A 22,150-nucleotide genomic window follows, 5' to 3' on the forward strand; every position below is an offset into this window, starting at 1 on the left:
TGAAGAGAAGGGAGAAAAACAGATGGCAATTCGAACGATCAGAGAGATAGGGGACAGCGTTTTGACAAAGGCATGCAAGCCGGTTACAAAGATGACAGATCGGACCAGAGAACTGATCCATGACATGCTGGACACCATGTACGAAGCCGGTGGAGTAGGGCTGGCGGCGCCACAGGTGGGCGTGTTGAAGCGCATTTTGGTGATTGATATAGGAGAGGGGCCCATTGTGCTTCTGAATCCACAGATCATAGAGACAGAAGGAGAACAGTGCGGAGAGGAAGGCTGTCTGAGTGTTCCGGGAAAAACGGGAACGGTCACCCGGCCCATGTATGTGAAAGTCCGGGGACAGAATGAAGAACTGGAAGAGATCGAGCTGGAAGGAGAGGGACTGCTGGCAAGAGCTTTCTGCCATGAGATCGATCATCTGGAAGGGCGGATCTATGTGGATCTGGTAGAAGGGGAGCTGCGGAACGTGGAATATCAGGAAGAGGAAGAAGAGGAGGAACTGTAATTGAAGGTGATTTTTATGGGAACGCCGGAATTTTCCGTAGGAACCCTGGAGGCTTTGATCCGGGCCGGACATCAGGTGGTACTGGCAGTGACACAACCGGACAGGGCAAAGGGACGGGGAGGAAAGGTACAGGAATCTCCGGTCAAGGAGGCGGCAAAACGCCATGGGATCCCTGTGTTCCAGCCGGAAAGGATCCGAAAGCCGGAGGCGGTGGAAGAATTAAGAAAGTATCAGGCGGATGTCATGGTGGTAATTGCATTCGGACAGATCCTGCCCGGGGAAGTGCTGGAGATGACGCCCTATGGCTGCATCAATGTGCATGCCTCCCTGCTTCCGGACTACCGGGGAGCAGCTCCCATTCAGTGGGCGATCCTGGATGGAAGAAAGGTGTCCGGAGTGACTACCATGCAGATGGATGAAGGACTGGACACCGGAGATATGCTGCTGAAAGAGGAAGTGGTTCTGGATAAAAAAGAAACGGGAGGCAGTCTTCACGACAAGCTGGCACAGATAGGGGCAGACCTGTGTGTCAGAACGCTGGAGGCACTGGAGACGGGGCAGATTGAAGGGGAAAAACAGCCAAAAGAAAGTCCTACCGATTACGCCAGAATGCTGGACAAAGCCATGGGCGAGGTGGACTGGAGCCAGACGGCCCGGGCGATAGAACAAAAAATCAGAGGGCTGAATCCATGGCCCGCAGCCTGGACCATGTGGAAGGGAAAGCTTTTGAAGATCTGGGAGGGCGAGGTGCTGTCTTCCAAAGATCTTTTGAGAGAAGAAGATCCTTCTGCGCACCTGCCGGGAGAGGTGGTGACCGCCGGAAAGGATGGTCTGGTGGTGCAGACGGGAGAAGGCCGGATTCTGATCCGGGAACTGCAGCTTGCAGGAAAAAGACGAATGGCAACAGAAGAATTCCTGCGGGGAGTAACCTTGCAGGAAGGGGAGATTCTGGGAGAGAAGGAAGCAGAACGATAAAGAAATAAAAGGAAAATCGAAACATGGAAAAGATATTCCCGGAAGCGGAGAGTAAGAAAGAGATAGATATTGAGAAATCCTTTCAAAAAGCGTTGACGGACGAAATCCTTCTGGAATATGATATAGAATGCCTGTTATATGCCGGGCTGGAAGAAGAAAAGCAGAGGGCTCTTAGGGGGAAGGCCAGAGAGATTGCCGCAAAAGAAGCAGGAAATCAGGGAAAGATCTGGGCATCTATCGGACTGGATTATGTCAATTGCCCGATGAACTGCAGCTTTTGTTCCATGGGATCTGCCTGGAATTCCTATGAAAAAAAGGAAGAGCTTCAGGAGAAGGAAGTAGTAGAAATCGCGGATTACTACGCGCGTCAGGGAGCGGACTGGCTGGTTCTGCGCACAACGGAATTCTATGAGTTTGACCGGCTGCTCCAAAGGATAAAGGCAGTCAGACAAAGGATAAAGAACGACTGCGTTCTGGTTGTCAATACCGGAGATGCAAACTCCCGGAAGGTAGAGGAATTAAAGGCGGCAGGAGTGGATATGATCTATCAGGCATTTCGCCTGAGAGAAGGAACGGACACCAGATTCGATTGCAACGCCCGCAGAGAGACCATAGAAATGATTTCTCAAAGCGGACTGAAGCTGTCGCAGTATCTGGAGCCTGTCGGACCGGAGCATACGGACAGAGAGCTGGCCGGGAGGATGACAGAGCTGATCCGGCAGGGAACCGATGTGGCGGGTATCATGGAGAGAGTTCCTGTTTTCGGAACACCCAAGTACGCTCTCGGAACGATGCTGCCGCAACGGATCGCCCAAATAACCGCAGTGCTTCGGATCGCCTCCAGGGCAAGCATCAGGGATATTGTCATACACCCATACCATCGCCCGGCAGTAGAGTGCGGGGCAAATGCTCTGGTGGTGGATGTGGGAGCGATTCCCAGGAGCCAGGGAATGACCCGAACAAGCTGGAAAAATCAGGATATGTTACAGGCAAAGCAATTTCTGAAAGAAAGCGGATACGAAGTAGACGACGCAGGAAATGAAAGAAATGAGAGGAGCAGAGGAAGATGAAAAGGAAGAAAGTGACAATGGTGTTTCTTGGCGTGATGTTGATGGTGGGGCTGCTTGGAGGCTGCGGAAAGAAGGCGGAAGAGAAAGCAGAAACAAAGAAGGACGCACAGCAGACAACAGAGGCAAAAGAGCAGTTGTACGAAGTGGGAACCTGGAAAACGGCCCAGACCATCCAGCCTTTCCTGTATGAAACGTTTGTAAAAGACGGAGGAAAGGTAGAGGTTAAGCCATTTACCAATCCGGGAGACATGAAGACGGCGCTGCTGTCAGAAAATATTGATTTTTGCGGAACCACCTGGGTGACGGCGATCATGGCGGCTTCCAAGGGAGAGCCGGTAAAGGTAGTGGCCTCCATGACGGAAAAATGCTCTGCCCTGGTAGTCGGAAAAGACAGCGGGATAGAAACGGTGGCTGACCTGAAAGGAAAGACGATCGCGTATGTACCGGGGACCATGCATCATATTCTGCTTCTGGAAACGCTTACAAAGGCCGGGATCGATCCAAATACAGAAGTAACGCTGCAGAAGATCGATTTTTTTGATATGGGACAGGCGCTGGCGTCCGGATCTATTGACGCTTTCTTAAGCGGAGAGCCATATCCCTCCATTGCAGAAACGGATGGATACGGGAAGGTGTTGGAATATCCGTATTACGATGAAAGTGTAGGTTATATCAACGCTGCAATGATCACCACGGAAAAAGAGATCAAGGAAAATCCGGAAAAGATTCAGGCGCTGGTGGACATGCATATTCAGGCAAGCAAATATTATATGGAACATCAGGAGGAATGGATTCAAAAAGCCGCAGAATTTGGCACAGAAGAAAAATACCTGACCAAATCCACGGAGAATATCCAGTTGTCCTGGGACATAGATGCCCAGACCAGGGAAAAAGTAAAAAAACTGGCAGAGCGGATGAAAGAACTGGGAATGATCGAGAATGTTCCGGACATAGATGCTTTATTTGACATAAGCTTCCTGGAAAAATCGGAATACAGATAATGAAAAAGAAACGAAATAGTTACAAAATAGATTTTGTTAATTTTATTGTGCCAGTAGGATTTCTGGCAGCCTGGGTACTGTTGCCGGCTATTTTGCATACGCCGGAATACCTTATCCCCTCTCTGAAAAAGACAGGGATGGGACTGGTTGATTTTGTTTTTGGAACCTTTCGGATGAGTCCTTATGCGGGAACGTTTTGGAAACATTCCGTAGCAAGCTGGCACAGGGTTCTGGCAGGATTTCTGATCGCTTCCTTTTTGGGAACAGTGGCCGGGATGCTGACCGGATATTTTCAGATGGGAAGGAGGCTGCTGGATCCCTTCATTCACATGATCCGCATGGTTCCGGGAATCGGCTGGTTTCCTCTTGCCATGGTCTGGTTTGGCGTAGGGAATCGGACGACCGTTTTTCTCATCGCTCTGGCAGCGTTTTTTCCGGTGTATGTGAACACGCTCAGAGCAGTACGGGACGTGCCTCCCATGCTTCTGGACGTGGGGCGGGTCATGGGAGCAGGCAAATGGCAGCTGTTCAAAATGGTGATCCTTCCGCTTTCCCTCCCGGGGATTTTTACAGGCCTGAGATTGGGGATGGGAATTTGCTGGGCGTATCTGGTTCTGGGAGAACTGACCGGAGTGAATGAGGGGCTGGGTGCGGTTATGATGGATGCCAGAATGCTGGGCAATGTGGATATGATCATCGTTTGCATGATCGTGATCGCCGTTTGGGGCAGGATCGGTGATCTGCTGCTGTTGTTCCTGTATCGGCGGGTAAAGAAAGAAACGGACCCTTATGAAGGAGAGTAAAAGCGGACAGTAACGGCAAAAACAGGTGCTGCAGTCCGGCGTTCCTGAGCAGGAGCATTTAAAAAACATGAAGAATTGTTAAATTTGTATGAAAAACAGGCAACCAGCCTGTTTTTCGTATATAATGGGAAGCATATCATACAGGAGGTAGAAACTATGTATTATTCCATGTATTTTGATCCAACATATATTTTGGTCCTTGTGGGAATGGTGGTGTGTCTGATCGCTTCGGCAAGAATGAACGCAACCTTCCAAAAATATGCGAAAGTAAGGAGCCACTCCGGGATCACCGGAAGAGAAGTGGCAGAAAACCTCCTTCGAAGAGAAGGAATCTATGATGTGCAGGTGGAACATGTGGCGGGAAATCTGACGGATCATTATGACCCAAGAAACAAGGTGCTGCGTCTGTCCGACGCCACCTATCAGTCCAGCTCGGTTGCGGCAGTGGGAGTGGCGGCGCATGAGTGCGGACACGCCATCCAGCATGCGAAAGGGTATGCACCCCTTGCTCTTCGTTCCACATTGGCGCCTGTAGCAAATTTCGGCAGTATGATCGCCTGGCCGCTGATCCTTTTGGGACTTTTCTTCCGCAGCACATCTTCCCAGTTGTTTCTGAATCTGGGGATCCTTGCATTTCTGGCAGCCGTGCTGTTCCAGCTTGTGACGCTGCCGGTAGAGTTTGATGCATCCAAAAGAGCCGTTCAGGCGCTGGGGACCAGCGGGATCCTTTACGAAGAAGAGGTAGGACATACGAAGAAGGTTCTGTCTGCGGCAGCCCTGACCTATGTGGCGGGAGCGGCGGCGTCAATGCTGCAGCTTCTGCGTATCATCCTTCTTGCAAATTCCAGAAGAGACTGAGAAAAAACGAAAACCAACAGTAAACAAGAAAGCAGGCAGGAACGAACAGGGTATGAATGAGAGAGAACTGGCGCTGGAGGTTCTCCTTCAAATCGTAAAAGAGGGAGAATTCAGCCATATTGCATTGAGACAGGTATTGGCCCAGTATCAATATCTGGAAAAACGAAAACGGGCATTTTTGACAAAAGTGGTGGAAGGAACACTGGAACGGATGATAGAGCTGGATCATGTGATCAATTGCTTTTCCAAAACTTCCACAGACAGGATGAAGCCGGAGATCCTGTTGATTTTAAGAAGCGGAGTCTATCAGCTGTTCTATATGGACAGCATTCCGGACTCCGCCGTTTGTAATGAAGCGGTAAAGCTGGCCAAAAGAAAAGGATTTGCGCCTTTGGCGGGATTTGTAAATGGAGTGTTAAGAAATATCGCACGCCACAAGGAAGAAATTTCTTATCCGGACAAAAAAGAAATAAAAAAATATATATCGGTTCGCTATTCTCTTCCTGAATGGCTGGTGGATCAATGGGTGAAGGAATATGGGGCAGAGGTGACAGAACAGATGGGACAGGAGTTTTTGAAGGAACAGCCTCTGACCGTTCACATCCACACAGACCGGATAGACAGGCAGGCGCTGATCGCCCTGCTGGAGCAGGAAGGAGTCTGTGTCCGACAGGATGATACCTACGCAGATGTGCTATATCTGTCAGAGTATGATTATCTGGGAAAATTATCAGGGTTTCAAAAGGGGTATTTTCAGGTGCAGGACATCAGTTCCATGGAGGTGGTGCGGCTGGCAGAACCAAAGGAAGGAGATCAGGTGCTGGATGTGTGCGCTGCACCGGGAGGAAAGGCTGTCCATATGGCACAGCAGCTACATGGCACCGGGCAGGTAGAAGCAAGGGACCTGACAGACTACAAGATAGAGCAGCTGGAAGAGAACCGGATACGAAACGGATTGTCTAATATGACAGTGAAGAAATGGGACGCCCGCATCCTGGATGAAGCGGCGGTAGGACAGAAGGACATCGTTCTGGCAGACCTGCCCTGTTCCGGACTGGGGGTACTGGGCAGAAAGCCGGATCTGAAATACAAGATGACGAGAGATATGACAAAGAGTCTGTGCGCTCTGCAAAAGGAGATCCTGGAGGTGGTACGGCAGTATGTAAAGCCAGGAGGAAAGCTTGTGTACAGCACCTGCACCATCAACCGGGAAGAAAATGAAGAAAATACGCAGTGGTTTTTAGAGCGTTTTCCGGAGTTTGAGCTGAGAAAACAGGAACAAAGACTGCCGGGCATCCACAAAGGAGACGGGTTCTACCTTGCGGTTTTCCGAAAGCGTAGAGAAGCTTAGACGAAGCAAAGAAGCGCCGGAAGGAGCAGGAATATGCGGAAAGAACGCCTGCGAACAGGAATTGGGACAAGAAAGCCGGGAATACCGAAAATTCTTTCCGGGACTAAAAAACAGACAGGCGGCAGCTCCCTGAAGTCTGGAAAGAGTAACAGATAGAAAAAAGGACTTTCTGGGAGCAGAAAGAGAAAATGAAACGGAAGTTGGAAAGAGACGATGGCGGAAAAACGAGAGATCAGATCCTGTACCAGACAGGAGCTAACAGAGATGATGGAGGAGATGGGAGAAAAAAGGTTTCGGGGCGAGCAGGTTTACCAGTGGATCCATCAGAAGCTGGCCGAAGACTTTGATGAGATGACCAATCTGCCCAAAAGCCTGCGGGAAAAGCTGAAAGAGCAGACCAGTCTCCACACGCTGCATCTGGAAGAAAGACAGGTGTCCCAGGTGGACAAAACAGAAAAATATCTGTTTTCCCTGGAAGACGGAAATATGATCGAAAGCGTTCTGATGCGCCATGCCTACGGCAACTCTGTCTGTATCTCCTCCCAGGCAGGCTGCCGGATGGGCTGTCGGTTTTGTGCATCGGGGATCGGAGGATTAAGACGGAACCTTTCCGTCGGAGAAATGCTGGGGCAGGTCTACGAAATCCAGCGCAGGACAAAGGAGAGAGTCTCTCATGTGGTGGTCATGGGAACGGGAGAGCCCTTGGACAACTACGAAAATTTTGTAGCCTTTCTGCGGATGATCAGCGACGGGCATGGATTGAACATCAGCCAGAGAAATATCACGGCTTCCACCTGCGGGATCGTTCCGGGGATCCTGCGGCTGGCAAAAGAAAAGTTTCAGATCACCCTGGCGCTTTCTCTTCACGGATCCAGCCAGGAAAAAAGAAAAAGACTGATGCCGGTGGCGTCTTCCTATCCGCTGGATCAGGTCATGGAAGCCTGCGACGTGTATTTGAAAGAAACCGGCAGGAGGGTCAGCTTTGAGTACAGCCTGGTGGCAGACGTCAACGATACAGAAGAGGATATCCGGGAACTGACAGAACTTTTAAAGGGCAGAAACTGCCATGTGAATGTGATTCCGGTAAATCCCATCCGTGAACGGGAATTCAAAAAACCGGGACGGGAAAAAGCTATGCAGTTCAAAAATAAACTTGAAAAAAACGGAATTAATGTTACTATAAGAAAAGAAAGAGGCTCAGACATAGATGGAGCCTGCGGTCAGTTGCGGAGGCGGCACATAACGTCTGAATAAGGAGATATACATGAAGATTTATGCGATGACAGATGTAGGAAGAAAGCGTGAAATGAATCAGGACTACGTCTATGTGACGGATGAACCTGTGGGACCCTTTCCCAACCTTTTAGTGGTGGCAGACGGGATGGGAGGACACAAGGCAGGGGATTTTGCTTCCAAATATACCGTGGGTGTGCTGAAGGAAGAGCTGGAGCATACACCTCTGGACAAGCCGGAAGAGATCCTGCGCAATATCGTCAGCGTTGCCAACGAGAAATTGATCAAAGAAGCGTCCAAGGACGTAAAGTTGGAAGGGATGGGAACGACGCTGGTGGTTTCCACCGTGGTGGGGAACACCCTGTATTTTGCAAATGTGGGAGACAGCCGTCTTTACCTGATCAATGACAAGATCCGTCAGCTGTCCAAGGATCACTCTCTGGTGGAGGAGATGGTCCGTCTGGGAGGGATCAAAGCGGAGGAGGCGAAGAACCATCCGGACAAAAATATCATTACCAGAGCCATGGGAGTCAAGGCGTCTGTGGAGGCGGATATTTATGAGTACCGTCTAAAAAAGGGAGATATCATTTTGATGTGTACCGACGGCCTCAGCAATATGGTAGAGGACGAGGATATGTTTGATATCGTAAAGGGAGCAAGGGATATAGTGGAAGCGGTGCAGATGCTGGTGGAAAAGGCCAACAGCAACGGAGGTCGTGATAATATAGGGGTGATTTTGGCACAGCCGCTTGCAGATGAGGTGAGTATATGGTAAAAGATGGAATATTTCTAGGGAAGAGATATGAGGTGCTAAGTAAGATCGGCGCCGGCGGGATGGCAGATGTCTATAAAGGCAGGGACATCATGCTGAACCGCTATGTGGCCATTAAGGTCCTGAAAAAGGCATACAGGGCAGACGACAGCTTTGTCCAGAAGTTCCGGTCGGAAGCACAGGCGGCGGCAGGACTTTTGGATCCCAATATTGTCAATGTATACGATGCGGGAGAAGACAGAGGTCTGTACTATATGGTAATGGAGCTGGTAGAGGGCATTACCTTAAAGGAATATGTGGAAAAGAAGGGGCGGCTTTCTCATCGGGAGGCGGTAAGTATCGCCATCCAGGTCTGCTCCGGCATCAAGGCGGCACATGCCGCAGGGATCATCCATAGAGATATCAAGCCGCACAATATCATCATTTCCAGAGACGGGAAGGTAAAGGTGACCGATTTTGGCATTGCAAAAGCCATTACATCCAATACCGTTACTTTTAATGCGATGGGATCCGTACATTACAGTTCCCCGGAGCAGGTCAGGGGAGGATACAGTGACCAGAAAAGTGACATTTACTCCATCGGGATCACGCTGTTTGAAATGGTAACAGGCAGCCTGCCGTTTGACGGGGATTCCACGGTTTCCGTGGCAATGCAGCATATCCAGGATGAGATACCGGTGCCAAGTGATCTGGTTTCCGGAGTTCCTTACAGCCTGGAACGGATCATTTTGAAATGTACCCAGAAGAATGCAGAACGAAGATATAAGAGCACAGAAGAACTGATCCAGGATCTGAAGCATTCGCTGGTAGATCCGGAGGGGAACTTTGTGTACATTCCGCCGCTAGAATCGGCGCAGACGATCATGATCAGCGACGAAGAGCTGGATGACATCAAAAAATCCTACATCGATGGGGATGAAGACGACGAGGAAGACTATGACACCGGCATTATAGAAGACTACGATGACGAGGATTACGACAAGGAATATGCCAGAAAAAAGGAGCGATCGGCAGATGAAGTCAATCCCCGCATGAACAAGGTGATCAAGGTCATGACCATAGTGGCGGCGATCCTGATCGCTTTGATCCTTATTTTCGTCATTGGAAAGGCGGCAGGGATCTTCAAGTCGTTTCCTGCCATTGACAGCTCGGAAACGGAAAGCAAGGTAAAAGTACCCAATGTCGTAGGGATGACGGAAGAAGACGCCAAGACCGCTCTGAATAAAAAGGGTCTTGGGATTAAGGTGGTGGAACGCAAGGAATCCACCAAGTATGAGGCCGGCGTGGTTTCCAAACAAAAGACGGAAGCCGGCAAACAGGTGAAAAGGAATACGACCATAGAGGTGACGGTCAGCTCCGGACTGGTAGGAGAAGAGATCACTGTTCCGGATGTCAGCGGCATGAGCGAGGAAGAAGCACAGAAGGCTCTGCAAAATGCCGGATTCCAGAAGGTATCCTCCGAGTATGTATACAGTGATTCGGCTGCAGAGGGAGAAGTGATCGAAACGACTCCGGCAGTGGGATCCAAAGCCACCAAGGATACGACGATCGTGCTGAAGATCAGTAAGGGAGGCGAGAAGAAGTCTGTCCCCAATGTAGAAGGAACACAGGTGGCGACAGCGCAGGAGACACTGTTTAACGCAGGTCTGACGGTAGGAACCATCACCTATGAATACAGCAGCAAGGTAGCGAAGGGGATGGTGATCTCCCAGTCTGTGAAGAGCGGGAAAAAGGTAGCGTCCGGAACCAGTGTAGATCTGGTGGTCAGCGATGGGGAGGAACCGGCAGAGCAGGTAACGATCCCGCCCATCACAAACACATCCCTGGAAAATGCGAAGCAGCTGTTGAGTGCGAATGGATTGAAGACCGGCACGGTGACTTATTCCAATAGCGACTATCCGGCCGGATATGTGATCAGCTGTTCACCGGGAGAGGGTGCGGTGGTGGATGAAGGTACCAGCATCAATCTGGAGGTAAGCAAGGGACCTGCTTCTTCCGGAACGCAAAATTCAAATTAAAAAGGTTCTTGGAAATTTCGATGAGGAAATTATGCAGGGAAAGATTGTAAAAGGAATTGCCGGATTCTACTACGTGGATGTAGTAGGATCCGGTGTTTATGAGTGTAAGGCAAAGGGCGGATTTCGCCGGGACGGTAAGAAACCGCTGGTGGGAGACAACGTAGAGATCTGTGTTCTGGATGAAGACAGGAAGGTGGGAAGCATGACGGAGATCCTTCCCAGGAAAAACCAACTGATTCGACCGGCAGCAGCCAATGTGGATCAGGCGCTGGTGGTATTTGCGGCAGCCAGACCCAAACCGCACTTTAACCTCCTGGATCGCTTTTTGGTCAGGATGGAGCGGGAAAAGATCCCTGTCATTCTTTGTTTTAATAAAGAGGATATTGTGACAGAGGAGGATGTAAAGGCGCTGGAGGATATTTATGGAGCGGCCGGGTATCCTCTTATTTTTACCAGTGCAAAGGAAGAAACCAACATAGAAATACTGAAAAAGGCACTGCGGGGAAAGACTACGGTGCTGGCAGGGCCTTCCGGCGTAGGAAAGTCATCCCTTGTTAATCGTCTGGTCCCGGAAGCGGATATGGAGACAGGGGAGATCAGCCGAAAGATCGAAAGAGGAAAGCACACCACCAGACATTCCCAGCTGTTTTTGCTGGGACAGGATTCCTATCTGATGGATACGCCGGGATTCAGTTCTCTTTCCGTATTGGATTTTGAGAAGGAGGAATTGAAGGCATATTTTCCCGAATTTGCGCGCTGGGAAGAAGCCTGCCGGTTTCATGGATGTGACCATATTCACGAGCCCGGCTGTAAGGTGAAGGAAAAAGTGGAGGAAGGAGCGATTTCTCCTGTCCGATATAAAAGTTATCAGGAAATCTACGAAGAATTGAGAGGAAAGAGGAGGTATTAGCAATGAAGTATATACTTGCGCCGTCTATTTTGGCAGCCGATTTTAAGGAGCTGGGAAAGGAAATTGCACGCACGGAAGAAAATGGTGCAGAATATTTGCATTTTGATGTTATGGACGGCATGTTTGTACCCAGCATTTCTTTTGGAATGCCTGTTTTGGCATCTATTCGCAACGGCACCGATCAGTTTATGGATGCCCATCTGATGGTAGAGGAGCCGATCCGTTATGTGGAGGCTTTTCAAAAGGCAGGAGCCGATCAGGTGACAGTACATCTGGAGGCCTGTAAAGAGGTAGAAGAAACCCTGCAAAAGATCCGGGAGCTGACTATGAAGGTAGGACTTTCCATCTGTCCGGATACGGAGGTTTCCAAGCTGCTTCCTTATCTGGAAATGGTAGACATGGTGCTGATCATGAGCGTTCACCCGGGATTTGGAGGACAGTCCTTTATCCCGGTATCGCTGGATAAGATCCGCGAATTACGGGCAGAGATCAGCAAGACGGGCAGAGAGATAGACATTCAGGTAGACGGAGGGATTTATCTGCACAACGTCAAAGAAGTATTGGATGCGGGAGCCAATATCATCGTGGCAGGCTCTGCTGTGTTCCGGGGAGACGCAGGAGAAAACACCCGCAGATTTATGGAGATCCTGCGGGAATATTCGTAAAGCCCAAACGCACCGGTATCAGCGGACGGAGCTATGGAGGATCTCGAAAGAAGTGCGAAACAAAAAAAGAACTGCAGGCATGCCGATGGGAGTGCAGGCAGGAAAGCAAGAGCAGGGACAAGGCAGCAGGAGAGAGGAAGCAGGACATATGGGGAAAACGGCAGTGTTGGTAAGCGGAGGTATCCTGGAAGAGCAGTTTGCAAAAGAGTGGCTGGAAAAAGAGAGAGAGAAAGTTCTGGTAGGGATAGACCGGGGGGCAGAGTTTTTGTTTCACAGACAGGTGATGCCCGACTATGTAGTGGGAGATCTTGACAGCATGGACAGAGAGATCGCCGACTATTATCAGCATGCCGAGGGAGTGATCCTTCGCCGTTTCCATCCGGTCAAGGATGCCACCGACACAGAGATCGCGATCCGCCTCTGTATAGAGCTGAAATGTGATACGGTATATATTCTGGGAGCGACGGGAGGAAGACTGGATCATTTCTGGGGAAATGTACAAAGCCTTGCAATCCTGCTGCAGGCGGGAGTCAAGGGCGTGATCCTGGACAGTCAGAATCACATTTCCCTGCTGGGAAAGGGAGAGGTCTGCCTGAAAAGGCAGGAAGCCTACGGCCCCTATTTTTCCCTGTTCCCGCTGGGGGAAGAGCCGGTGACGGTAGATGTGAAAGGGGCGAAATACCCGTTGACCGGGCACAGGCTTTCCGCCTATAACAGCCTGTGCGTCAGCAATACCTTTGAAGAGGATACGGTTGCGATCCGAAGCTACGGAGGTACGGCGGTACTGATGCAGACCAGAGATGGAAAGAAGGACGGGAACGAAAGGGGCGCGCAATAAAAATCGCAAAATAAAGGGAAAGCAATCTTTCGGATGCACCTTATGGAGCATTCTCTTAGTAAACAGTGGATAGAAGCCATGAGCTCGGAGAAAGAAATAACTTATTCCCTATTTATATATGTGATAAAGCTTTCAAACAAACGAGCGGCAGATCCTGTCGAAAGACAGTTTTTGCTGGTCGTTTTTGTGTTGTAAAATTTTTTGGATTTTTTTCGGGAAAATTATTGACTTGGAGTTAACTCAAAGGAGTATAGTACAGACAGGAAGTACCAGAAACAAGTCGATTGGAAGGAGGAATGTCATGACCATTAAGGAAGTGAGTGAGAAATTTGATCTTACTCCGGATACACTACGCTACTACGAGCGAGTTGGTGTCATCCCGGCGGTAAATCGTACAAAAGGCGGCATTCGTGATTATTCTGAGCAGGACATAAAATGGATTGAGAATGCTGTCTGCATGAGGAGCGCCGGGGTTCCGGTAGAAATGCTGATTGAGTATGTGAAGCTTTTTCAAGAAGGGGATTCAACCATTACAGCAAGACGCGATCTTTTGATGGAAGTTCGGATAGAAGTGCAGAAACAGCTGGATAAATATCAGGCTACGATGGACAGGATCAATTATAAGATATCCCGGTATGAAGAAGCAGTGAAAACAGGTATTCTTATTTGGGACGCCGAGGAAATTCAATGAGCAACTGATTCAATTTGCAGCATGGCAACCAGAGTTTGAAACATCATAAACAGAGCAAATCATATTAGAGTTGAAGGAGGAACACACATGCAAAATTTTGATTATTGTACGCCAACCAGATTGATTTTTGGGCAGGGAGTTGTAGAAAAACTTCCTGAAGTTATGAGCCAGTATGGGAAAAAGATTCTTTTTACTTATGGTGGTGGAAGCATCAAGAAGCTGGGACTTTATGATAAGGTAAAGGAACTTCTCAAGGATTTTGAGATGGTTGAGCTTTCAGGGATTCAGCCGAATCCTAAGTATGACCCAAGTGTACTTGAGGGGGTTAAGCTTTGCAAGGAAAATGACGTGGATGTCATCCTTTCCGTTGGCGGAGGAAGTGTGCTGGACTGCTCCAAGGCTATAGCGGCCGGAGCAAAGTATGATGGCGATCCGTGGGATTTGATTTCCTATAAGGCAAAGGCTCAGGCGGCGCTTCCGATCGTTGATATTATTACACTTGCAGCCACAGGAAGTGAATATGACCCGGGCGGAGTCATTTCAAGAACCGAAACCAACGACAAGATTGGATATATAGATCCGCTTCTTTATCCGGCAGTTTCTTTCCTTGACCCTACATATACATTTACAGTATCAAAGAAGCAGACGGCTGCAGGCTGTGCTGATGCCATGAATCATATCATGGAGCAGTACTTCTGTGAGGATTCGACATTTCTTAATGATGGATTTATGGAAGCCGCTTTAAAAAGCCTTATGGCAAATACGAAGAAGTGTCTGGAAAATCCTGAGGATTATACTGCGAGAGCAGAGATGATGCTTTGCTGCACATATGGATGCAACAGAATCTATTCTCTTGGCAACAGTCAGTCAGGATGGCCCTGCCATGGAATGGAGCATGCTCTTTCAGCTTACTATGACATCACGCATGGGGAGGGACTTGCAATCATCACACCGAGATGGATGCAGCATATCCTAAGTGAAAAGACGGTAGGACGCTTTGTAAAATACGGTGTTAACGTATTTGGAATCGATTCAAATCAGGACAAGTTTGCTATTGCAGAGCAGGCGATTGACGCAACATATCAGTTCTTTGCATCTATCAATATTCCTATGCATTTAAGGGAAGTAGGAATTGATGAAAGCCGTATAGATGAGATGGCTCATCATGTAGCAGAAAACGAAGGCCTTGAAAATGCGTGGGTTCCGCTTCTTGAGAAAGATATTGCAGATATTTTCAGAGCTTCCTTGTAAATAAAAAGCTTTGAGGATGGTATTCTTATTGGGGAGATTATAAATGTTTCTGCGGATGAGAGCGTAGCTACTGATGGCGCCGTAGACATTACAAAAGTGAGGCCGATCAGTTTTGATCCCTTTGGAAATGCTTACTTTGGAATCGGTTCAAAGGTGGGGAATGCCTTTAGGGATGACAGGACATTAAAGTAAAGGAACAACAGCCCCATAGTCGCTCTTACACAAAAAATGTTTGGCAGGAATAATTCTTTGAGGCATATTTTGGATTCATTCAAAAAGATAATTATTGTTGCCGGAACAGAAAAGCCTTGGAGAAATAGTAGGATGGATATGTGATCATGGGGATGAAGTAGTTTCTCCGAAATGCCGATAATTTGGAATTTTAAAATCAGTGGCATCTGCCTGAAATATGGCAGGTGCTATTTTTGTATGAACCGGAACACTCCAGATAGATTGTAAAAACAGAGTCGCTATGTTATAATACGTTGTCGTATTGGACTTTTTCTAAAAGACGAAAAGGTCCGACAGATATGCATATGCTTACCCATGAATCACTGGAAAATGCAGTACGCCAATTTCAGCAGATTACGCCATCAGTTACAAAAAGGGTGTAAAAAAGGCGTAAACGAAATTTGAAGAAAGGCGAAACCCTAGATAAATCAAGGGTTTCCGGACAGGTAAATACAAAAATGAAATTAGGAATCGTTATATGAACTCCTATTTCATGTATCTCCATAAAGAGTCATAAATCTCTATAAAACCGCATGAATACTGGGTTTGTGGAAATTTGATCTCGTATGTAACTTGTTATAGATTATTATAATTTATAGAAAAATGGTACTCCCGTGGTACTCGGTATGGTACTCGAATTTGGGGAGACCAAGAAAAAATATCAACATTATTTCATTTGTAACAAGCTATATTGAGACCCAGGTTAGCAGATAGATTAACAGCATCGGATAGTCAAATATCCGGTGCTGTATCTTTTTTTGTTTATGTATCTTTTCTTGCAAATTGATGTCCCGATTAAAGACAGGGGGTGTATCTTAATAAGATATGTTGAAAGAGCATAATATATGTAATTATGAGCCCGTGGTTGTCTGACGGATTGTCGGATGGCTGCGGGCTTTTTTTATTTTGTAGGTTTTTCGAAATCATACATTCTGTTTATAGGATAAACTGCAATCATGAACTACAAATTGTTTAATCAACTCATGACGGAGGTAACAAGCATGGCAAAGAAGTATTCGGTAAAGAACAGCAACACTATTATGGCAAGGAAGGCAAACAACAAGTTGGATTACTATCTTCGGACATCGACAGGCGAGGAACTGTACCTCTTTACGAGAGAATACTCGACGACTTGCTACGAGATGTGCAAGTCAGGAGCACCTATCAATTCTGTTCTTTTTGGGAGAAAGAACAATACGGCATTCATGAATTTGTCAAAGTATTTAAACTTCATGATGCCGTACTTTGTAGATTATTATGATTTGGTGACAGCGTGATTACAGATATTGCTCATAAGCATTCTTGATGGATGCGACCACTTCATCCGTAATATCTTTTGGGGATACTATTTTTACATAATGTCCTAAAAAAAGGATATTGCGGATGATTTCTTCTCTTTGAAAACGATAATAGTATATGTTCATTATTAGCGTATCATCTCCTTTGTCATAGCAATATGTATCAAAAGATGAAAAGAGGTATGTACACCGATCATAGGCATCAGCTTGATTTTTGATTTCGATTGTTATCGGCTTTTTTTCTTTTGTCTCTGACAATTCTTTTTCAAACTGTTTGAGAAAAGTATCATAATCATTAATCTTTTCGCCTAATACCACATTAGAGATGTTTATGAGATTCATCTTAATAGGGCGTTTGATGTCAATCGGGTAGCATGACAAAGAAAACGAATCAAACTGGGGTGAATACTCAAGCTTGTACGGAAAAACAAGCTGATTTTCGTAAACCCTCCCAGTAAAACTATTATTCGTGACATAAAGTGATTTTTGATTTTTTATGGCCGTGACTATGGTTTTAAAGCATTTAAAAAAATTATCAGATAAATCCAAATGAATGTCTGGAGAGAACATGCGGATGTCGATGTACTCTGATCTGATAGGAAAGCGGGCTGAATCAATATCGGATTCAAGTGCTGTTATGAGTTTTTCTTTTGTTTCATTTTCCAAGAACAGATCTGCTTTACTGTTTTGAAGAACATAGTATAACCAGGCTTTCTCGGCTATAGATGCGCGTATAGGGATAGGAATCTCCCGCAATGGGTGCATGGTTCCGTTTTCACTATAGAGTAAACTGGCGTTATATAATTCGTCTACATCGTATGAATTTATCAACGATAACAAAAATTCTTCAAATGAGCTCTGAGAAGCGCCAGATAATTGCTTTCGAAGTTCATCCTCTGTCAAAGAAAGGGAATCGTCATTTACACAACTGTTTATATAGTTGGTCATAAAAGCAAAGTTTTTGTTTTTATATTTGTTAAAAAGCTCCATATTGCGTAAGCGCCTCCTTCCAATCATTTTTTAAGCGTTCTGCGAGATATGGATTGCTGGTTTTGTCAACAATTGCTGATGCGCCATAGCTTCGAATCCAAGGAACCAGTTCTAATTCATTTTGAACGGACACGGTATAATCAATGTTTCCATCTCCAAGTTCCACAATGATTCCATGATGACGGGTTGCTTTTAGCCGACTTAATTGCTTGGAGTATGATTCGGGAGCAAAGTGAAAATGGATGAGTACGTCCGTTAAGGATTCGCCCATTGCTATGTTCCATACTTTTTCGATGCGTTGAGAATATGTATCCAAATATACTTTATGAATATCTGTATCCTTTGTATAACCTTCAATAAATTCAAAACGTTGACTTGGTTTCATGTTCTTTGCGACAGTGACTTCTGATACAGAGGATAATCGCTGCATAATAAAGCCTTTGAAGTCATAATCATAGCAGAAAAAATACTGCCGGCCATACTGATAATCTATGACAAGTTTCATGGGGAGTGCGGTGCAATCTTTTAATGTGCCGCTTTTTGTTCTGTATTTGTATTTTATAGCATCTGTACTATGGATTGCAGATAGAATGCTCCATGCCACATCATCATCAATCACATTTTGTAAGCGTGTATTTTTATAGAAAAAAACAGGATTATCTTGTTTGTTATAGAAACTGTCAATTTCAGAAACAAAATTGGCCTGAGCATACTCATTTATAGTGGATGATAGGTAATATCCGGGGATTGTTAGAAATGAGCAATTATAAAAGAATTGGCTCATAAGCTTGAGGTCTGTAAGCTCGTTTGCGTCCAAATTTTTGAAAATATCATCTGCTAGACGATATTTGTCTTCTTTAGCATTTACAAGAATACCGATATCTTTTAATTCAGAAATCCGTGCCCTGACCTTTGGCAAAGTAAAAAGAAGCTCGCTATGTTCAGCATTTCCAGAGATATCGTTCAGGTATTCTAATAGTTCCTGGTTAGTGTCAAAAACTATTTGTAGAGTGGTAATCAGCTCTGTGATTGTGAATTCTTGATCGAACGACATGCAATCGTCAATATCAGAGTAATCATCAGGTGCGTATTCATAAGGTAACTGATGAAACTCAGGATCAGTAAAAGACTGCATAAGGCAAAAGTAGAATATGAAATCATCTATGACATATGAACAATTCTGGTATGTTTCGGCAAGATAGTTTACCGGACATACAAAAGGATCGTACATGAACCGATATTTTTTTCCGGATCCCTTTTCATTGGATTTGTGTTCTTGAAGATATTCGCCATCTATATAGTTTTCAATGCGCTGCTTTGTGTCATAAAAGGAGCTTATACTTTTCGAGAGCTTTTTTTTCACAAGTTCTTCTTTTGAGGAACTTCCAAACATATAAAGGTATCTCAGTATGTCTCGAATCTTATCATAATGCTTAATGTCGCTTTGAAAAACATGGGTGTTTTTTGTCTTTGCCATAAGGATCACTCCTTTTTTGTAGGTTTTTCATCATACCGTCTGATCTTACTATGGTAGGATACATTCAACAGCTGAAATCCGTCCAAGGAGGTGATAAAACGATATGGATTTCAGTATACAACAAGATGGATGAAAAATCTATCAAAAATTGACATTTTATCAAGAAAATGATAAAATGTCAAGTGCACATTTGTACGAAGTTGCCAAAAAATAATGATATATTTGGAGGGTGAAATGATGGATAATAACGAATTTGAAGGTTTTGTGATGCCGCAGGCCAGAATGCTTCCGGTCATTCTTCTTCTTGATGTAAGTGGATCTATGTCTTACGACGCCAAGATGGACGAGCTCAATAGCTCTGTGAGAGAAATGCTGGACAGCTTTCAGAAGGAACAGATTGTGCAGGCCGATATCTGCGTATCTATTGTCACTTTCGGGTCGGAAGTAAAGGTTCATACGGAACTTACTCCTGTGAGAGATATCCAGTATGAAGATATGGTTGCTGGAGGTATGACCTATATGGGGCGCGCACTTGATGTTGCATACGATATGATAGAGGATAAGACCAAGATCCCCAAAAACGCCTATCGCCCGGTAGTGGTACTCGTTTCTGATGGAGCACCAAATGACGATCATTGGGAGGATAAGCTTAACAGGTTTACCTCTACTGGTCGCAGCTCTAAGTGTGATCGTTGGAGTCTGGCCATCGGCGCTGATGCAGACACGGGAATGCTTAAGAAGTTTTTGGATCATCCTGAGAAGGAAGTGTGCTATGTGGAAGATGCTGCAGATATTCACAAGTTTTTCCGTTTCATCTCATCTTGCACGATTCAGCGAAGCCAGAGCAAGAATCCTAATGAGGTGGCTCAGGATCTGTTTACTGCTGATATTTTGAATATTAATTTTGATAATCTGAGATAGTCTATGAGAGATGAGATTGTTGGGTACGCTTCGGTTATGGGAGCCTTGCATAAAAGCAACAGGCACCCTAATCAGGATTCGTATCTTGTAAAAAAATACAAATTCGGAACACTGATGGTGGTATCCGATGGGATGGGATCACATGCGCATGCAGATGTGGGATCCAGGTCGGTCTGTAGAAGTGTTTCAAAAGCTTTCCAACTATGGTGGGAATACGGTTGTGATGATATTCGGTTACTTATACCGGTCTTACATTCTATCTGGGGGATGGACATTTATCCCTACTCAAAGAATGAATGCGGAGCGACATGCCTTTTTGCCTTTGTAAGTGTAAAGGGACAGGTTTTTCTCGGACAATTGGGAGATGGAAGTATTTTTTACGACATAGGCGATGGAATCAGTGTACTTAAAGATAAGGATGATGATTTTGCAAATCTTACAACGGGAATGGGTAACTTGCGTTCGTTTGAGGAATGGACGCTCAAGTCATTTGTGCTGTCTAATCAATCAGTTAAAATATGCTTGATGACAGACGGCGTATCTGAAACGTTGATTGAAGATAGACGAAAGGATTTTGTCGGACTGATTTGGAAGAGGATGTTTGAGAAGACAAATATCGTTGAACGAAATAATATGGTATACAAACTCTTGAGTGAATGGAACCCGATAAATTCTGGGGATGACAGGACAATAGTCAGTTATGAGAAAAGATAGGCGGTGTGAATTATGGAAGAGAATCTCCAATTCGTAGTAGATGAGAACGGTTATAAGCATTTCCTGGAGTCTGAGATAGGGCGAGGCGGTCAGGGTATTACATGGCAGACAAAGGATCCTAATATAATTGTGAAGATGAAGGTTAATCCCAGTACAGGAGAACCTATTGTCGGCGAAAAAGAATATGAGAAGTTTAAAGAGGAGCTGGATGAAGTTAGAATACTCAACCTTCCGGATGATATTCATATCGCCAGACCTGTCAGTTTGTTGCAAAAACCATATTGCGGTTACACGATGAGATTACTTAGGGATATGAAGTCTATTAAGTATTGGATACGTCCTTTTGATGGAGCGGTCAGTCCGGGACATTTTTTCTTCAATACAGGGGGTATGCGTCATAGATATAAGCTGCTGATGAATACAGCTGAAATATTCACAAAATTGTATGCATATTCGGCGGTATATGCAGATCTTTCTCCTGAAAATGTTTTTGCTTCAGGCACTCTTGAATCAAGCGAGGTGTGGCTCATTGATGCAGATAACATGAGATACAAGTTTGATGTTAATCGCCAAATACAAACTCCGGGATATGGTGCACCTGAAATAATGAAAGGCGAGATGAATTCTCTTCAGGCTGATGAATATTCTTTTGCTATTCTTGCACATGAGATTTTGACCATGAACTCACCGTTTAATGGAGAGTTGCTCACAGAGGGCAATGGTGGCGGTTGGGATGATGACGATGTGGATTATGCTGATTTGGCTGCAAAGGGTGAAGTGGCGTGGATTTATGATGAAAATGACGATTCTAATCGTTGTAAGACTGGAATTGGACCTAAGTATGCATTTACAAAAAATATCCAACGCCTTTTTGCGGCTAATTTTAACGAAGAAGGTCGTCATAATCCGCTAAGCAGACCTAAAATGAGAGATTGGTTTGTTACACTTCGGCAGGCAGTAGATCTCACTGCCAAATGTAAGTATTGCGCGAGTACATTCTTGATGCAGCTTGATGATCTTAAGAATTGCAAGTGTCCGTTTTGCAAATCTGGTCGTGAAAAAGAGCGTGCAAAAGTAATCGCGGCTGTAATCACGGATCATTTCAATGTAGATAGTATAGTAAACGTTGTAAATGAGGAAATTGAACAGTTCAATGAAGAAGGCGGATATGAAGTAGAACCCATTTCTATGGATCTGTTAAAGAGAAAAGATGTTGTTGGATTGAAGATTATAGATGATATGGATGGTTCTTATTATTTATACAATTATCATACTAGTGATACATCGTTTTCTGAGAAAAATGAAGTGGCGATAGAGATAGAAATAGAAAAAGGTGAATATACCATCAGAAATCTAATGAACAGAGTAGTCAGAATAGGCTCTCCAAATTCAGATTATGGTGAGATTCAGCCTAATAGCAGTAAAAGAGTAAATGATATCAATAATATTATTCTTTCTATGTCTGTTCTTAGGGGCGATATGGAGGATTACCTTTGCGACGAGGAATTCACGACGGATGATATTATGCATTTAAGGCAGAGAACGATACAATTCGTGTTGCTATAAGCTTGA

General features: G+C 45.6%; 21 protein-coding genes. 19 read left to right on the forward strand and 2 right to left on the reverse strand.

The genetic code is table 11. The features are described 5' to 3' along the window. Positions 1-22 precede the first annotated feature (22 nt). From def to SOW26_RS02820, 16 genes are all read left to right on the forward strand, one after another. Positions 23-511 carry a peptide deformylase gene (gene def, locus SOW26_RS02740; RefSeq protein ID WP_154478053.1) on the forward strand — a complete coding sequence of 163 codons (489 nt, stop codon included), beginning with the start codon at positions 23-25 and terminating at the stop codon, positions 509-511. Then, positions 512-1,486, forward strand: coding sequence for a methionyl-tRNA formyltransferase (gene fmt, locus SOW26_RS02745; RefSeq protein WP_276959380.1), 975 nt, complete (start codon positions 512-514; stop codon positions 1,484-1,486). Between the two features lie 23 nt (positions 1,487-1,509). Continuing rightward, positions 1,510-2,556, forward strand: a complete 1,047-nt coding sequence (locus SOW26_RS02750) for a radical SAM family protein (RefSeq protein WP_276959382.1) — start codon at positions 1,510-1,512, stop codon at positions 2,554-2,556. Next, positions 2,553-3,557 (forward strand): ABC transporter substrate-binding protein, encoded by a 1,005-nt coding sequence (locus SOW26_RS02755; RefSeq protein ID WP_276959384.1) that lies wholly within the window; start codon positions 2,553-2,555, stop codon positions 3,555-3,557. Before SOW26_RS02750 ends, SOW26_RS02755 begins: the two co-directional genes overlap by 4 nt. Beyond that, entirely contained in the window at positions 3,557-4,360 is an 804-nt protein-coding gene (locus tag SOW26_RS02760) for an ABC transporter permease (protein ID WP_276959386.1), read from the forward strand. The genes SOW26_RS02755 and SOW26_RS02760 overlap by 1 nt, the downstream gene beginning before the upstream one ends. A gap of 156 nt (positions 4,361-4,516) precedes the next feature. After that, positions 4,517-5,218, forward strand: a complete 702-nt coding sequence (locus SOW26_RS02765) for a zinc metallopeptidase (protein ID WP_154478063.1) — start codon at positions 4,517-4,519, stop codon at positions 5,216-5,218. A 52-nt stretch (positions 5,219-5,270) separates the two neighbouring features. Further along, entirely contained in the window at positions 5,271-6,569 is a 1,299-nt protein-coding gene (rsmB, locus tag SOW26_RS02770; protein WP_276959388.1) for a 16S rRNA (cytosine(967)-C(5))-methyltransferase RsmB, read from the forward strand. A gap of 213 nt (positions 6,570-6,782) precedes the next feature. Continuing rightward, positions 6,783-7,823, forward strand: a complete 1,041-nt coding sequence (rlmN, locus tag SOW26_RS02775; RefSeq protein WP_276959390.1) for a dual-specificity RNA methyltransferase RlmN — start codon at positions 6,783-6,785, stop codon at positions 7,821-7,823. Between the two features lie 10 nt (positions 7,824-7,833). Next, complete coding sequence (locus tag SOW26_RS02780) at positions 7,834-8,577, forward strand: Stp1/IreP family PP2C-type Ser/Thr phosphatase (RefSeq protein ID WP_154478069.1); 744 nt, start codon at positions 7,834-7,836, stop codon at positions 8,575-8,577. Continuing rightward, complete coding sequence (gene pknB / locus SOW26_RS02785; protein WP_154478071.1) at positions 8,571-10,592, forward strand: Stk1 family PASTA domain-containing Ser/Thr kinase; 2,022 nt, start codon at positions 8,571-8,573, stop codon at positions 10,590-10,592. The genes SOW26_RS02780 and pknB overlap by 7 nt, the downstream gene beginning before the upstream one ends. Before the next feature lie 31 nt (positions 10,593-10,623). Continuing rightward, the gene (gene rsgA, locus SOW26_RS02790) at positions 10,624-11,502 is read left to right on the forward strand and encodes a ribosome small subunit-dependent GTPase A (protein ID WP_276959395.1); all 879 of its coding nucleotides are present in this window, start codon (positions 10,624-10,626) and stop codon (positions 11,500-11,502) included. A 2-nt stretch (positions 11,503-11,504) separates the two neighbouring features. Continuing rightward, positions 11,505-12,167 carry a ribulose-phosphate 3-epimerase gene (rpe, locus tag SOW26_RS02795; RefSeq protein ID WP_320651844.1) on the forward strand — a complete coding sequence of 221 codons (663 nt, stop codon included), beginning with the start codon at positions 11,505-11,507 and terminating at the stop codon, positions 12,165-12,167. Positions 12,168-12,315: 148 nt separating this feature from the next. Then, the gene (locus SOW26_RS02800; RefSeq protein ID WP_276959399.1) at positions 12,316-13,005 is read left to right on the forward strand and encodes a thiamine diphosphokinase; all 690 of its coding nucleotides are present in this window, start codon (positions 12,316-12,318) and stop codon (positions 13,003-13,005) included. 301 nt (positions 13,006-13,306) lie between these two features. Next, positions 13,307-13,696, forward strand: coding sequence for a MerR family transcriptional regulator (locus SOW26_RS02805; RefSeq protein WP_276959401.1), 390 nt, complete (start codon positions 13,307-13,309; stop codon positions 13,694-13,696). An 87-nt stretch (positions 13,697-13,783) separates the two neighbouring features. Then, positions 13,784-14,947, forward strand: coding sequence for an iron-containing alcohol dehydrogenase (locus SOW26_RS02810; RefSeq protein ID WP_320651845.1), 1,164 nt, complete (start codon positions 13,784-13,786; stop codon positions 14,945-14,947). A 1,232-nt stretch (positions 14,948-16,179) separates the two neighbouring features. Next, positions 16,180-16,455: a hypothetical protein gene (locus SOW26_RS02820; protein ID WP_320651846.1), complete on the forward strand. Its 276-nt coding sequence runs from the start codon at positions 16,180-16,182 to the stop codon at positions 16,453-16,455. Here the strand turns inward: SOW26_RS02820 and SOW26_RS02825 are convergent, their stop codons facing one another. Both SOW26_RS02825 and SOW26_RS02830 read right to left on the reverse strand, forming a co-directional pair. Then, positions 16,456-17,466, reverse strand: coding sequence for a WYL domain-containing protein (locus SOW26_RS02825; protein WP_320651847.1), 1,011 nt, complete (start codon positions 17,464-17,466; stop codon positions 16,456-16,458). After that, on the reverse strand, positions 17,453-18,943 hold the full coding sequence (locus SOW26_RS02830) for a WYL domain-containing protein (protein ID WP_320651848.1): 1,491 nt from the start codon (positions 18,941-18,943) through the stop codon (positions 17,453-17,455). Before SOW26_RS02830 ends, SOW26_RS02825 begins: the two co-directional genes overlap by 14 nt. Positions 18,944-19,177: 234 nt before the next feature. On the opposite strand from SOW26_RS02830, the gene SOW26_RS02835 reads away from it, so the two are divergent. Genes SOW26_RS02835 through SOW26_RS02845 form a run of 3 tightly spaced genes read left to right on the forward strand, consistent with a single transcriptional unit; the run spans position 19,178 to position 22,144 of the window. Next, positions 19,178-19,864, forward strand: coding sequence for a vWA domain-containing protein (locus SOW26_RS02835; RefSeq protein WP_320651849.1), 687 nt, complete (start codon positions 19,178-19,180; stop codon positions 19,862-19,864). A 3-nt stretch (positions 19,865-19,867) separates the two neighbouring features. Next, positions 19,868-20,578 (forward strand): protein phosphatase 2C domain-containing protein, encoded by a 711-nt coding sequence (locus tag SOW26_RS02840; protein WP_320651850.1) that lies wholly within the window; start codon positions 19,868-19,870, stop codon positions 20,576-20,578. Positions 20,579-20,590: 12 nt separating this feature from the next. Then, positions 20,591-22,144, forward strand: coding sequence for a serine/threonine-protein kinase (locus SOW26_RS02845; protein ID WP_320651851.1), 1,554 nt, complete (start codon positions 20,591-20,593; stop codon positions 22,142-22,144). The last annotated feature ends 6 nt before the right edge of the window (positions 22,145-22,150 follow it).

It is taken from the genome of Suipraeoptans intestinalis, assembly GCF_034091795.1.
In the GTDB taxonomy this organism is placed as follows: Bacteria; Bacillota; Clostridia; order Lachnospirales; family Lachnospiraceae; genus Suipraeoptans; species Suipraeoptans intestinalis.

Excerpts from the sequence above, each read along its gene's own strand:
- def (WP_154478053.1), top strand. The coding sequence starts at position 23 with ATGGCAATTCGAACGATCAGAGAGATAGGGGACAGCGTTTTGACAAAG.
- SOW26_RS02750 (WP_276959382.1), top strand. The coding sequence starts at position 1,510 with ATGGAAAAGATATTCCCGGAAGCGGAGAGTAAGAAAGAGATAGATATT.
- SOW26_RS02755 (WP_276959384.1), top strand. The coding sequence starts at position 2,553 with ATGAAAAGGAAGAAAGTGACAATGGTGTTTCTTGGCGTGATGTTGATG.
- SOW26_RS02760 (WP_276959386.1), top strand. The coding sequence starts at position 3,557 with ATGAAAAAGAAACGAAATAGTTACAAAATAGATTTTGTTAATTTTATT.
- SOW26_RS02765 (WP_154478063.1), top strand. The coding sequence starts at position 4,517 with ATGTATTATTCCATGTATTTTGATCCAACATATATTTTGGTCCTTGTG.
- rsmB (WP_276959388.1), top strand. The coding sequence starts at position 5,271 with ATGAATGAGAGAGAACTGGCGCTGGAGGTTCTCCTTCAAATCGTAAAA.
- rlmN (WP_276959390.1), top strand. The coding sequence starts at position 6,783 with ATGGCGGAAAAACGAGAGATCAGATCCTGTACCAGACAGGAGCTAACA.
- SOW26_RS02780 (WP_154478069.1), top strand. The coding sequence starts at position 7,834 with ATGAAGATTTATGCGATGACAGATGTAGGAAGAAAGCGTGAAATGAAT.
- pknB (WP_154478071.1), top strand. The coding sequence starts at position 8,571 with ATGGTAAAAGATGGAATATTTCTAGGGAAGAGATATGAGGTGCTAAGT.
- rsgA (WP_276959395.1), top strand. The coding sequence starts at position 10,624 with ATGCAGGGAAAGATTGTAAAAGGAATTGCCGGATTCTACTACGTGGAT.
- rpe (WP_320651844.1), top strand. The coding sequence starts at position 11,505 with ATGAAGTATATACTTGCGCCGTCTATTTTGGCAGCCGATTTTAAGGAG.
- SOW26_RS02800 (WP_276959399.1), top strand. The coding sequence starts at position 12,316 with ATGGGGAAAACGGCAGTGTTGGTAAGCGGAGGTATCCTGGAAGAGCAG.
- SOW26_RS02805 (WP_276959401.1), top strand. The coding sequence starts at position 13,307 with ATGACCATTAAGGAAGTGAGTGAGAAATTTGATCTTACTCCGGATACA.
- SOW26_RS02810 (WP_320651845.1), top strand. The coding sequence starts at position 13,784 with ATGCAAAATTTTGATTATTGTACGCCAACCAGATTGATTTTTGGGCAG.
- SOW26_RS02820 (WP_320651846.1), top strand. The coding sequence starts at position 16,180 with ATGGCAAAGAAGTATTCGGTAAAGAACAGCAACACTATTATGGCAAGG.
- SOW26_RS02825 (WP_320651847.1), bottom strand. The coding sequence starts at position 17,466 with ATGGAGCTTTTTAACAAATATAAAAACAAAAACTTTGCTTTTATGACC.
- SOW26_RS02830 (WP_320651848.1), bottom strand. The coding sequence starts at position 18,943 with ATGGCAAAGACAAAAAACACCCATGTTTTTCAAAGCGACATTAAGCAT.
- SOW26_RS02835 (WP_320651849.1), top strand. The coding sequence starts at position 19,178 with ATGATGGATAATAACGAATTTGAAGGTTTTGTGATGCCGCAGGCCAGA.
- SOW26_RS02840 (WP_320651850.1), top strand. The coding sequence starts at position 19,868 with ATGAGAGATGAGATTGTTGGGTACGCTTCGGTTATGGGAGCCTTGCAT.
- SOW26_RS02845 (WP_320651851.1), top strand. The coding sequence starts at position 20,591 with ATGGAAGAGAATCTCCAATTCGTAGTAGATGAGAACGGTTATAAGCAT.